Annotated in this window: 13 protein-coding genes; 7 read left to right on the top strand and 6 right to left on the bottom strand. The window is 43.1% G+C overall.

Annotated elements, in window-relative coordinates:
* Positions 1-75: 75 nt before the first annotated feature.
* Positions 76-1,254, bottom strand: coding sequence for a cysteine desulfurase family protein (locus DK188_RS05380; protein ID WP_111669833.1), 1,179 nt, complete (start codon positions 1,252-1,254; stop codon positions 76-78).
* A gap of 13 nt (positions 1,255-1,267) precedes the next feature.
* Positions 1,268-1,618, bottom strand: coding sequence for a winged helix-turn-helix transcriptional regulator (locus tag DK188_RS05375; protein WP_111669770.1), 351 nt, complete (start codon positions 1,616-1,618; stop codon positions 1,268-1,270).
* A gap of 116 nt (positions 1,619-1,734) precedes the next feature.
* On the opposite strand from DK188_RS05375, the gene DK188_RS05370 reads away from it, so the two are divergent.
* From DK188_RS05370 to DK188_RS05345, 6 genes are all read left to right on the top strand, one after another.
* Complete coding sequence (locus tag DK188_RS05370; RefSeq protein ID WP_111669832.1) at positions 1,735-2,499, top strand: type 1 glutamine amidotransferase domain-containing protein; 765 nt, start codon at positions 1,735-1,737, stop codon at positions 2,497-2,499.
* Between the two features lie 12 nt (positions 2,500-2,511).
* Entirely contained in the window at positions 2,512-3,315 is an 804-nt protein-coding gene (locus DK188_RS05365) for a DUF481 domain-containing protein (RefSeq protein ID WP_111669769.1), read from the top strand.
* Between the two features lie 3 nt (positions 3,316-3,318).
* The gene (locus DK188_RS05360) at positions 3,319-4,254 is read left to right on the top strand and encodes a bestrophin family protein (protein ID WP_111669768.1); all 936 of its coding nucleotides are present in this window, start codon (positions 3,319-3,321) and stop codon (positions 4,252-4,254) included.
* 21 nt (positions 4,255-4,275) lie between these two features.
* Entirely contained in the window at positions 4,276-4,893 is a 618-nt protein-coding gene (locus DK188_RS05355) for an NADPH-dependent F420 reductase (protein ID WP_111669767.1), read from the top strand.
* Positions 4,894-4,920: 27 nt separating this feature from the next.
* Positions 4,921-5,268 (top strand): hypothetical protein, encoded by a 348-nt coding sequence (locus tag DK188_RS05350; RefSeq protein WP_111669766.1) that lies wholly within the window; start codon positions 4,921-4,923, stop codon positions 5,266-5,268.
* Positions 5,269-5,362: 94 nt separating this feature from the next.
* On the top strand, positions 5,363-7,399 hold the full coding sequence (locus tag DK188_RS05345; RefSeq protein ID WP_111669765.1) for a glutamine--tRNA ligase/YqeY domain fusion protein: 2,037 nt from the start codon (positions 5,363-5,365) through the stop codon (positions 7,397-7,399).
* A gap of 149 nt (positions 7,400-7,548) precedes the next feature.
* Here DK188_RS05345 and DK188_RS05340 read toward each other — a convergent pair whose 3' ends face one another.
* The 4 genes from DK188_RS05340 to DK188_RS05325 all read right to left on the bottom strand — a co-directional run bounded on the left by DK188_RS05340 (position 7,549) and on the right by DK188_RS05325 (position 11,617).
* Positions 7,549-9,714, bottom strand: a complete 2,166-nt coding sequence (locus DK188_RS05340; RefSeq protein WP_111669764.1) for a xanthine dehydrogenase family protein molybdopterin-binding subunit — start codon at positions 9,712-9,714, stop codon at positions 7,549-7,551.
* 2 nt (positions 9,715-9,716) lie between these two features.
* The gene (locus DK188_RS05335; RefSeq protein ID WP_111669763.1) at positions 9,717-10,175 is read right to left on the bottom strand and encodes a (2Fe-2S)-binding protein; all 459 of its coding nucleotides are present in this window, start codon (positions 10,173-10,175) and stop codon (positions 9,717-9,719) included.
* A 145-nt stretch (positions 10,176-10,320) separates the two neighbouring features.
* Entirely contained in the window at positions 10,321-10,656 is a 336-nt protein-coding gene (locus tag DK188_RS21830) for a DoxX family protein (protein ID WP_394335836.1), read from the bottom strand.
* Positions 10,657-10,738: 82 nt separating this feature from the next.
* Positions 10,739-11,617, bottom strand: a complete 879-nt coding sequence (locus tag DK188_RS05325; RefSeq protein ID WP_111669761.1) for a DUF3667 domain-containing protein — start codon at positions 11,615-11,617, stop codon at positions 10,739-10,741.
* 126 nt (positions 11,618-11,743) lie between these two features.
* On the opposite strand from DK188_RS05325, the gene DK188_RS05320 reads away from it, so the two are divergent.
* Positions 11,744-12,892: a Gfo/Idh/MocA family protein gene (locus tag DK188_RS05320; RefSeq protein ID WP_111669760.1), complete on the top strand. Its 1,149-nt coding sequence runs from the start codon at positions 11,744-11,746 to the stop codon at positions 12,890-12,892.
* Positions 12,893-12,915: the final 23 nt, after the last annotated feature.

The following is a 12,915-nucleotide window of genomic DNA, read 5'->3' as shown; positions in this document are numbered from 1 at the left end:
CTCTTGGAAAGTCCACAACTAAGTGTAAACTAAAAATCAGTTTGGCTATGTGAAGATTGAAAAAACAGTACTTTTTTATCCGAACTCATTATAGCCAAGCGATGTAATTCTCTGACTTCTCAATTCCAAAACTACTCTTTTCACCCAACCCAAAGTCAAGTCAATATCGGATTCAACTGTACTTTTCCCCAAGCTAAACCGAATTGAAGCCCTTCCCAAATCAGAACTTAGTCCCATCGCTGCAAGTACATGACTTGGTTTGGGAGAGATTGAAGTACAGGCCGAACCCGAACTCACAGCGACTTTCTGATTGACTTTTTTGAGCAACTCCTCTCCTTCTACTCCACCAAAAGTAATATTGCTCACATGTGGCAATCGGCATACTTGACTTCCGTTCAAAAACGTGTCGGGGATTTCTAGAAGCCCATTTTCAAGTCGGTTTCGAAGGATTTCCAATCGTCCTCCTTCCGATTTCATATCGGCTAGCCGAAGTTCTGCAGCCTTACCAAAACCGACGATTCCAGGAACATTGAGTGTTCCTGATCGTAACCCTTTTTCATGTCCTCCTCCATGGATCTGAGCCAGAGGTTTGGGCAAGTCATGATTATGGCGCACATAGAGCGCCCCGATTCCTTTTGGTCCGTAAAGCTTGTGCGCAGAAATGGCCATCAAATGAATACCCTTTGTCGAAACTGGGATTTTCCCAGCAGCCTGAACTGCGTCAGTAAGGAAAATGATATTTCTCGATTCGGCTAATTGTGCGATTTTTTCTATCGGGTGAATGATCCCGGTTTCGTTATTGGCCCACATCAGGCAAATCATTTTTGTATGGGGTAGAATGGAGTTTTCCAATTCATCCAAACTGATATTTCCTCCAGCATCTACTGGCAAAAAAGTGACTTCAGCACCTCTTTTTTTAATTTCAGCAAAGGTATCCAAGACAGCTTTGTGCTCGGTTTGGCAGGTGACGTAATGTTGCTTTTCTCCCAAATACCTTTCAAAAGTTCCTTTGATGCCCAGATTGATGGATTCGGTGGCACCTGAGGTAAAGATGATTTCCTTGGTTTTGGCTCCGATCAAATCTGCTACTTTTTCCCGAGCTTCTTCGACAGCATTTTCTGCGATCCAGCCATAGGGATGGCTTTTGCTAGCGGCGTTGCCAAAATGATCTCCAAAGTAAGGAAGCATGGCCTCTATGACTTCAGGAGCACATGGGGTGGTTGCGTTATAATCTAAGTAAATGGGGTAATTCATGGGATTAAGTTGCTCATTTTTTCCCACCCACACCAAACTCTTCCATCAGCTGAAGGCCATAATTCCGGATGGTTTCAATAATCGGAATGGCCGAAAGTCCCCGCTCGGTAATGGAGTATTCCACTTTAGGAGGAACTACAGGATAAACTTTTCTAGTGATAAATCCTTCCTCCTCCAATTCCCGCAACTGACTGGTCAGCATCTTGTGGGTGATATGCGGAATGTCTTTTTTCAATTCCCCATAGCGCATGATCCGGTCTTGAAGTCTCCATAAAATTGGCATCTTCCAAGTACCTCCAATCCGATCCATCGCAAACTCAACTGGATTGTAATACAGCTTTTTGTCAAATAAGAAATCAGGCATAGCAGTTCAGTTTTCCATTTCTTACCAAAAGGTGCATATCATAACATTTGGTAAGTATATTTTCAAAGATAGCATTCATTTCAATCTTTGATTCAATCAACTATTCCAAGACAATCATGAATCAGATTTTAGAAAAAAACGATTACGTACATTTTCACGGGGCACCCAGCAAAGGAAAGATCATGATGGTGGCTAGCTCTCCAACTGTTTCTAAGCAAACCGGTTGGCCGATCGGTTTTTGGGCTGCCGAGTTGACCCACCCACTATGGGTATTTCAAGAGGCGGGTTATGAAGTAGAACTGGTATCCACCGATGGAGGAAAAATCGAAATGGATGCCTACTCCAATCCCACCGATCCAAGCGGATATTCCGCCCATGATGTGATTTCTCTCGGCTATCTGCAACAGCCTCAATTTGTAGCCATGCTAGAAAATACAAAAAAACTGACCGAAGTAAATCCAGAAGGTTACGCAGCAATTTTCCTGGTGGGAGGCCAGGGTCCTATGTATACTTTCCGGGGAAATAAAGAATTGGAACAGCTTTTTGCTTCCTTCTATGAATCCGGAAAACCCAGTGCTGCAGTTTGTCACTCCACAACCCTGCTTTTGGAAGCCAAAAAATCAAACGGAGAACTATTGGTGGCAGGCAAAACCTGGACAGGTTTCGCCGATTCAGAAGAAGAGTTTGCAGATCAGTCAGTTGGAATGAAAATCCAGCCTTATCGCATTGAAGATGAAGCTAAAAAATTAACTGGGACCACTTTTAAAGTGGCTGCTCCATTTTCTTCTTACGCCATTCAGGATGGAAATTTGATCACGGGGCAACAGCAAAACTCAGGGGCCGCTGCTGCAGAGCTTGTGGTGAAATCCTTGAGTAAATAACAGAATGCCGGGATGAAAAGGTGGAAGAAAAGAGGAAAAGTCACTTTGCCAAAAGCTAGTCTGCTACTTTTATTATTCCACTTTTTTACCCTTTCTTCTTTTGCCCAATTGAATGAAAGCGATACATCAAGATTTCAGTTGAGAGCTGGATTCACTGCTGTAAATCAAAAGGGAAATGTGGACTTATTTGTGATTCGGGGTAGACTGGAGATCGTCAGCAATTCGCAAAATGCCTTTGTTTTCAAGTCCCAAGCCAATAGCCTGTATCAGGAATTCGGCGGATCCAAAGCGGACAATGACCTAAACAGCAGAAATTACCTCTATTACAGGCCATTCCGAAAATTCTATCCTTTTTCCATGCTCTATGTTCAAACTAACTTTCGCAGGGAGATCGATTTCAGGTGGTTTACAGGGCTGGGGTACACCTGGCAACTGATCCAAAAGCCAAGAACTACGCTCAAACTATCCGGAAGTATGGTTTATGAAACGACCCGATTTCAACAGAACCAATACAGTGAAGCCAAATACAATGGCAGTAATACCATTTCTCTTCCCCGCGCTACACTCTATTTGACTGGATGGCACAAGTTATTGGATTCCAAATTGAGACTGTTTTACAGTGGGTATTGGCAGCTAGGACTGGATATCACACCAAATAACCGCTTTCAAATGGATTTGGGATTGGATTTACCAATTTGGAAAGGGTTAAATGCCTCTGTTCAATACAGTTATAGCCGGGAGCAAGTGGTGGCAATTTCAGTACTTCAGGAAGACCGGATCTTAACTTTTGGGCTTAGCTATCAACTCAAGCAATAGATTATGATCATTAAACGAAATTTCAATCCCATCAAGGTGGTCCACTATGTGAAAACTAAGTTGCTATTCTCAGCGCTTGTTTCTTTAGGGGTTTGGTGGACGTATACACATGAAATAGCCCAAGTGCCCCTGCCTTTTTCCATCGTAGCGATTTTGGGGAGTGCTTTGGCTATTTTTATTGCCTTTCGAAACAACAGCGCCTATGGACGCTGGTGGGAAGCCCGGACTGTTTGGGGTGGGATTGTCAATTCCAGCAGGGTTTTGGCCAGATTGATTATCACGTTTACCGACAGCCATGCCCACCAGGTCAATTATGAGCATGAGCGAAGTGAAGGGTTTAAACGGCAGCTGGTTTATATCTGCATCGCTTGGGTACATGCGTTGCGAATCCAGCTTCGGAATCAGGATACTTGGCAAGAACTCAATTCATTCCTTACAGAGTCGGACTATTCAGAAATGGTTCAAAGCCAAAACAAGCCCAATTTTCTCCAGCTTCTGATCGGGAAAAAAATCTACCAAGCCATGGCAAATGGCACATTGGGAGGTTTTGATTCTTTCCAAATGGAAGGCCAGTTGTTGGCTTTGGCCAATTATCAGGGAAGTTGCGAGCGAATCAAAAACACCCCCCTTTTGCGCCAATATGATTACTTCACGAGGCTCTTTTTGTACGTTTTCATCTTCCTCTTACCGATTGCACTAATCGACGATTTTAGCCGTATAGAAATTGCCGGCTGGATGATACCGGTTTCGGTTCTGATTTCTTTCGTATTTTCCATTCAGGCCAAAGTTGGGGAAGTCAATGAAGATCCCTTTGAAAACCGAATCACGGATGTCCCACTTTCTGCACTCTGCAATACCATTGAGCGGGATCTGAAAGAGATGCTTGGGGAAAAAGAATTGCCTCAAAAAACTGAAGTAATTGAAGGATATTTATTCTAATCAATTTGTAAACAGGAAATTATGAAAATAGCAATCATCGGAACAGGAAATGTTGGTGGTGCCTTGGCTACGCAATGGGCCAAAGCAGGACATGAGATCCATCTCGGAGTAAAGGACCTTTCTAATTTCAAAGGTAAAGAGTTACTAAAAAATCCCAATACGCAGGTTTTTCCGATAATTGAAGCAATACAAAAATCAGACATAATCCTTATGGCCACACCTGCACCTGCTGCGGTAGAAGTAACCAAAAGTCTGGGTGACACTACAGGCAAAATAATAATTGACTCCATGAACATCGTAATGGGAAGAGGTCCGGTTGGTTTCAAAACTACCGCTGAAGCCATCTTAGCCCACACCCAAACCACTGATGTAGTCAAATGCTTCAACACCACCGGTTTTAATAACATGCAAAACCCTAAATATGGTGAGACCGATTTGGATTCGTTTGTAGCCGGAGACAGCAAGTCAGCAAAGGAAGTCACTAAGCAATTGGCCAAAGACGCAGGATTTGGGGAATGTTATGATATTGGAGGAAATGACAAATTCGAGTTAATGGAACAGTTTGCCTGGTTTTGGATCAACCTGGCTATGGTCCAAGGTCAAGGAAGGGAGATAGGATTTAAGTTGCTCAAACGGTAAATTTGAAATCACCTAAGCCAACCCAGTATGCAAGAAACCTGGACTTTTGATTTTCCAACACCACAAAACTCAGAAAGGGATTTAGAACTTCTTTTATCACAAAAAGAAAAAGATCTTGGCATCTTCCTCTCCTACTACTACAAAAAAGAAGGAGCGGTCGCAGAAAAAGTTCAACTAAAATCCGGGCCTGAATTCGAGTCAAAAACTGCTGGTTCACTCATACTCAGTTTCGATTTGGTTCACTTTAACGCTTGTCTGGCGATTCACGAGCAGGCGAGAGAAGAAATGAAAATTACTTTTGAACTGGATGAGGCCAATGAAAAAGTGAAATTAACAGGTGCCTATTGGCCTGAGCGGGGTATGGATGAGATTTAAAATGACCGAATCATGAAATAAGATCAGGCAGGCTCCTTCCTTTTTTAATTGCAAATCCTATCAATTGAAGTATTTTTGGGCCTTTAATCTGATTATGAAAGAATCCACCGAGTCACTGAATTTTATTGAACATATCATTGAGGAAGATCTGGCAGCGGGCTTTTCTCAGGAAAACCTTCGCTTTCGTTTTCCTCCTGAGCCTAATGGCTACCTACATATCGGACATGCAGCCTCTATTTGTCTCAATTTCGGATTAGGTGAAAAGTACAACGCTCCCGTCAACCTCCGCTTTGACGACACCAATCCTTCGAAAGAAGAACAAGAATACGTAGATGCCATCAAGCGGGATATTGCTTGGTTGGGTTTCCGTTGGGCAAATGAATGCTATGCCTCGGATTACTTTCAGCAACTTCATGACTGGGCTGTACAACTGATTAAGGATGATAAAGCCTACGTCGATCAGCAGTCTTCTGAGCAAATAGCTGCGCAAAAAGGTACGCCTACCACTCCCGGTACTGACAGCCCTTTCCGAAATCGACCAGCGACAGAAAGCCTAGCGCTTTTTGAGCGGATGAAAAATGGGGAATTTGCTGCTGGAAGCTATGTCCTTCGTGCCAAAATAGATATGGCTTCACCCAACATGCATATGCGTGATCCGATTCTTTATCGAATCATCAATGCACATCATCACCGCACCGGGAACAAATGGTGCATCTATCCGATGTACGACTGGGCACATGGCGAGTCGGATTATATTGAGCAAGTGTCACACTCTCTTTGTACGCTGGAATTTAAAGCCCACCGGGAACTGTACGATTGGTATCTGGATCAAATCATCGATCCTACCAAGCTTCGACCAAAGCAGCGTGAGTTTGCTAGAAGAAATCTGAGCTATACCGTGATGAGCAAGCGTAAACTTCTAGAACTGGTCCAGAATAAAGTCGTGTCAGGATGGGATGATCCTCGCATGCCCACTATCTCAGGTCTCAGAAGAAGAGGCTACACTCCCACCTCCATCCGTAAATTCAGCGATTTGGCTGGGATTGCGAGACGGGACAATGTAACTGATGTTTCGCTCTTGGAATTTTGTATCCGGGAAGATCTGAATAAGACATCCACTCGGGTAATGGGAGTCCTGAATCCGGTCAAGCTGGTCATCACAAACTATCCCGAAAACCAATCAGAAATTCTTCATCTTGAAAATAATCCCGAGGATCCCAATTCTGGAACGCATGAAGTGCCTTTCTCCAGAGAATTGTATATCGAGCAGGAAGATTTCAAAGAAGACGGAGGTAAAAATTTCTTCAGGCTTTCCCTGGGTAATGAAGTTCGTCTGAAAAGTGCCTATATCATCAAAGGCGAGACTGTGGTTAAAGATGCGGCAGGAAATATCATGGAAATTCACTGTACTTATGATCCGGAAACCCGATCCGGTAGTGGTACCGAAGGTAGCGAGCGCAAGGTGAAGGGAACATTGCATTGGGTTTCGATAGCTCATGCGATTCAAGCAGAAGTCAGAGAATACGATCGTTTGTTTTTGGATGAAGCACCTGACGCACATGAGGAGAAAGGTTTCATGGAGTTTATTAATCCTGAATCGCTCAGAGTGATCAAGTCTGCCTATCTGGAGCCTTATCTAGCCAAGGCAACTCTCGATGATAAGTTTCAATTCCAGCGCTTGGGATATTTCACTTTGGATCCGGATTCCAAAGACGGCAAGTTGATTTTCAACAAAACAGTCGGACTGAAAGACACTTGGGCTAAGCAAAATACCCAGGCACCAACTCAGAATCAACCAAAACCTCAGGCCCAAGCAGCTCCACAAGGCCAGAAAAAAGCCTTGAACGAGATTCAGCAAATAGGTAAAAAACTGACCAACTTTTCAGGAGATAAGTTGGAAACAGCAATGGATTCGATCCGTGAATTTGCAGAGGAAGTAAGCTATGAGGAATTGGAACCACTATTTGGGACAGCCGCGAAAAAAACTGGAACCCGAATCGGAGTAATGATTGCTTTGGGGGTTTTGCTAAAAAATGGACAAGAAAAAACTCAAGCTGCCATGGATTTTATTGCTGCTGGAAAAGCAGATGAAAACGAGATCCTAAGAGCTGAAGCGGAAAAGATTGATTGAAAGTTTGGAAGATTATACTATTGAAAAATTAGCTATCCTTTAGTTTTCGATATTTGGATTTTAAAAAAAAGCCTCTAAAATGAATTTTAGAGGCTTTTGTTCATTTTATTGATTCCACTAGATCGAATCAATTTTCAAATTTTTCAATTTTAAGCTCTTCGAATCTCCAGCTTGATATCTGAAAACTCCTTCTGCTCAATAAATGGCTGACTTCTCAGTCTTCTTCCTGTTGCAGAGAAAATCGCATTGGCAATCGCTCCTCCTGTTGGTGGAAGCGCCGGCTCGCCCAATCCAGTCGGATCAAATCCGGAGTCCAGGAAGTGCGTATCGATCTCAGGCACTTCTTTCATTCGGATCAAGCGATAGGAATCGAAGTTTTTCTGCTTTGGAACTCCGTTTTCAAAGGTCAGGTTTCCATACATTGCATGGCCCATACCATCCACAATACCGCCTCTGACTTGGTGATTTGCACCAGTTGGATTGACCACCATTCCGCAATCAGTTACCGCAGTGACTTTTTTGAGTACTGGAGAACCGCTCTCCATTTCAATATCCGCTACCTGCGCTACGTACGATCGATGTGAATAATACACGCTGAAACCTTGTTTCACATTTGGATTTTTACCCCAATTTGATTTTTCTGCTGCGGCTTTTACCACATTAATCATTCGATCTACATCGTAGCCTAACTCTCCTCCGACTGGTGAGTTTTTAGCCTGCTCAAGTAAATCCAAGCGGAATTGAACCGGATCTTTGCCTGCGGCAAGGGCTACTTCATCCAAGAAACTTTGCTCAGCATAAGCCAAGAAATTGGTAATCGGCGCTCTCCAAGCATTGGTTGTGATGCTTGACTTGTGTTCAATACTTTCGATCAAGACATTTTCAACAGCTCCGGAAGGGAAGTTATTTTCACGGGTGCAATTCCCTGCATTCATTCCCACCCCTTTCAATTTGTAAGCGATCATTTTTCCCGATGCATCCAATCCTGCTTCAAATCGATACCGTACAGCAGGTCGATAGGCTCCACCAGTTAATTCATCTTCTCGACTCCAGGTTACTTTTACAGGTGCATTCATTGCTCGAGAGACTTCCACTGCTTCTTCTACATAATCAGCTCGAAGTCTTCGGCCAAATCCACCACCCAACCGGGTGATTTCAACCGTAATATTTTCTGGTGGAATACCCAAAAGTTGTGCTGTTGCCTGTCTTGCACGATCCGGTGTTTGAGTTGGCCCGATCAGCTCCACTTTATCTCCCTGTACATGGGCGAAGAAATTCTCCGGTTCCATTGGAGAGTGTGCCACAAATGGACACTGATATTCAGCAGCGATTACTTGTGCGGCTCCTTTAATTGCCGAAGCAAAGTCGCCGTCTTTTCGCTTCACATCTCCTTTACCATTAGCCATCAATTCAGCAAAAATCCGGTCGTGATCTGCTGTGCTTTCTACATCACCATCCGGTTCATAGTCAATGCGAAGGAGTTTTTTAGCTTTCATCAAGGGCCAAGTAGATGTACCTACTACTGCCACGCTTGTACCGAATGTAACAACATCCTTCACTCCTGATACACCTCTAGCTTCAGAATCATCCACAGACTTGATTTTCATTCCAAAAGGTGCCCGCTGAATCATGGCATGCAGCATCCCTTCTCTATAAAAATCCAATCCATACATTGGCTTGCCGGTATACATTTCTTTGGCATCCACGTTTTTCACCGCAGTACCAATGATTTTGAAGTCCTTTTTGTCCTTGAGCGTGACTTCTTCGGGAGCAGTCATGGTAGCTGCTTCTGCCACAAACTCGCCGAAATGGCCGCTTTTACCAGAACCTTTGTGAGAAATGATTCCCTTTTCGACTGTAACTTCAGATGCGTCCACATTCCAAGTCTTTGCGGCAGCGGCCACCAAGACATATTTTGCAGTTGCCCCAGCTTTGCGTAATCGCTCCCAGCTATGGGGCATGGCACCGGAACCACCAGTCAACTGGCGGTCGTACTTTTCAGTATCCAGATTTGCCTGTACGACTCTTACTTTTTCCCAGTCCGCCTCTAGTTCTTCGGCAACAACCATCGGGAAAGAAGTCTTGATATTTTGTCCCAATTCCGGATTTGGAGAATAAATCACCACGTCACCTGTTGGAGAAATAGCCAAATAACTGTTGAAAGTTTTAGCCTGAGCAAGGATCTCATCCGTGCTAAGCACTTCCATTTTTGGAGAATCACAGCTATACCAGCTGAATCCGATCACCAATCCACCTACTGAGGTTCCTGCGATTTTGAGGAAGTCTCTTCTGCTTGCTTTCGTTAGTGTTGCCATGATTAGTTGGATTTAGCGGCTAAAGCGACTGCTTCTCGGATCTTGTGATACGTGCCACAGCGGCAGATATTTCGGTTCATCGCATTGTCAATTTCATCCATACTTGGATTCGGATTGTTTTTCAACAAAGCCGCAGCAGTCATGATCTGACCTGCCTGGCAATACCCACATTGCGCAACGTCGACTTCAGCCCAGGCTTTCTGAACAGGATGATCACCGGATTCGGAAAGTCCTTCGATCGTCACCACTTCAGAATTTCCAACACTGGAAATAGGAGTCATGCAGGAAAAAGTAGCATTTCCATTAATATGAACGGTACAAGCACCGCACTGCGCGATACCGCAACTGAATTTGGTGCCGACCAGTCCCAAGTGATCGCGAAGCACCCACAGAAGTGGAGTATCGTCTTCTACATCGACGGATTGGGACTTTCCATTGATTTTCAGATTAAAGTTTGCCATGTGTATTGAGTTTATTCAGACTAGTAATGTAGACTTTTTTTTCTTCATATTGAATTGTAATTCAGCTCAATCCCCATCATTTGGGATGAATTGCAATACAGTTGGATGAGTGAATATTAAAAGATTGAACCTGCGAAAATTGTTACTAAGGTTTTCGATTTTTTTGAAAAAATGAATCCAAACTTGGCTTTCCCATTCCGGTCAAGGAAAGCACTAACCCCATTAAAAAATAGTTGAAAGGCAATTCGGCTTCTGAATAGATCTTTCCCGAATGGGCAAAAATGACAGCAATGCCTAAAGTAAAAGCCATGAGCCAAGCCCCATACCGAATGCCTAACAAGATCAAAATAGCTGCGCAAAACTCAGCGATTTGGGAAGAAAAAGCCATCAACAATGGAAAAGGCCAATTTAATGATTCTAGAAAAGCGGCAAGCTCAGGCACTTTTCCTTGGAAAAGATAAGTTCCGCTGTGTTTCAGCATGACTGTTCCTAGCCAAATTCGAATCAATAAAATGCCAACGTTTGCAAATTCAATTTTTGAGGTTCCGGAAAAGTTTTTCATTTCAAAGCAAGTAGAGGGTAACAATAAAAAGGGTGAACCGATAGATCGTAATGACTAAAATCAAAGAAGAAACCAAGAGAAATCCCCCAAAGACACTTCGCCACCAAGAGAATCCAATTACTCTGTGAATAGCCGGCACGAAATAGCAAAAGATAAGAAGAGCAAGAAATAAAGAATAATAAACATCACCAATTTCACCATTCCAATTGCTATTGATTGATTCCAGAATCACAGAAATTCCTCTCGTAACCAATGACATACCCACCGTAGGAACAATCAGGATAAATGTCACAAACTCCAAGCTGAGGTGAAAATACTTTACAAAGTTGATCCGATCGGAATAATTGGTAAGGATGATAAATGGTAGAAGATACAGGACAAAAAGGAATAAAATCAGTTTGGAATTTCCGGTGGAATTCAGATCATAAATCGAGGAAAAATCTGAAAGACTAATGTTGGCTTTACTTAGGTATTCATCCACTTTTCCCCTCGCAAAACCACTATATGGCATCTTGTTTAGTTGATTGTATAGATTTGTATTGAATGTCTGAATGACCGGAAAGAAAAAATAAATGAAGTTGGCCAAAAAGAAAAAAGAGATCGGCTGCATGTAGGGAACCGTGATTCCCTCTGAAATATCTGAAGTAATTTTCCCTGGTTTTAGTAAAAGTGTACGAAGACTATTGAAAAATTTACCGTCAACAAATGTGTAGGCGTTAAGTAGATTCAGCAGGTAATTTTTAAAGTTTTGGTCCCGTTTCTCAAGAACTTTTTCACCGCAACGATTGCAGTATTTCCCCTGAAAAGTATTTCCGCAGTGTTTGCAGACTCTGCTAATTTGAAAATCAAATTCTGCGGGCTGTTTTCTCCAAAAATTCATTTTTAAAACTTGGTAAAGCTATAAGTTCAGGAATTTTAGGCTCAATTGTTTGATTTTTCAGCCTGATTCTTGAAAATTATTTATTTATCTTCGATCCAATTGTTTTGTTAACAAAACCCTAAACCTATGTCCCAAACGATTAAAGCTGCCATCGTAGGTACCGGATTTATCGGTCCTGCTCACCTTGAGGCACTTAGAAGATTACCGAATGTAGAAGTAGTAGCGCTTTGCGAGGTCAGCCAAGAGCTAGCCAATGAAAAAGCAAAGGTCCTTGGTATTCCAAGAGCTTACACTTTTGATGAAATGTTGAAGCAGGATGACATTGATGTAGTTCACATTTGCACCCCAAATTTCCTGCACTTTGCGCAAGCAAAAGCTGTTCTTGAATCTGAGAAACACGTCATCTGCGAAAAACCACTAGCCGTCAAAATCGAGGAAGCTGAAGAATTGGTGAAAATAGCTTCCGCCACTGGCCTAGTAAATGCCGTCCACTTCAATCTGCGCTATTATCCGATGGTCCGACAGATGAAGACCATGCGGGAAAAAGGAGATTTAGGAGACGTTTATTCAGTAATGGGCTCCTATTTACAGGATTGGCTTTTCTTCCAAACTGACTACAATTGGAGATTGGAGCCAGACAAATCAGGCGATTCCCGTGCAATTGCAGACATCGGTTCTCACTTGCTTGACATCACCGAGTATGTCACCGGTTTGAAAATCACAGAGGTCATGGCTGATTTTTCCACCGTACATAAAACCCGCTTAAAGCCACTGAAAGCGATCGAAACGTATTCCGACACCAAATTGCAAGCTTCAGACTACGCCGAAGTTCCGATCAATACCGAAGATCACGCAACTGTTTTACTTCGTTTTGACAATGGATCCAAAGGCTCAATCACTGTGTCTCAGGTGAGTGCTGGTCGTAAGAACAGACTGAATATCGAGATCGCAGGCTCCAAGTCCAATTTTGAATTCAATTCAGAACGTCCAAATGAACTGTGGATAGGCAAGCGCGAAAAAGCAAACGAGCACCTGCTAAAAGATCCAGGATTGGCTTATCCAGAAGCTTCTGCGCTGATCAGTTTTCCAGGCGGTCACAACGAAGGTTTCCCAGACACGTCCAAACAAATGTTCAAGGAGGTCTATGCAGCGATTGCAACTGGCAAGCAGCCTGAAAATCCTTCCTACCCAACATTTGCAAGTGGTTTGAGAGAATTGATTATCGGGGAGCGAATCGTGGAAAGCAACAAAAAGCAGGCTTGGGTGAAAATCTAAAAACCTTTTGGTAAAATTGTCAG

The sequence above is a fragment of the Algoriphagus litoralis genome (genome assembly GCF_003259255.1).
In the GTDB taxonomy this organism is placed as follows: domain Bacteria; phylum Bacteroidota; class Bacteroidia; order Cytophagales; family Cyclobacteriaceae; genus Algoriphagus; species Algoriphagus litoralis.
Note: the sequence above shows the minus strand (reverse complement) of the source record. Positions and strands in the feature narration are given on the sequence as shown.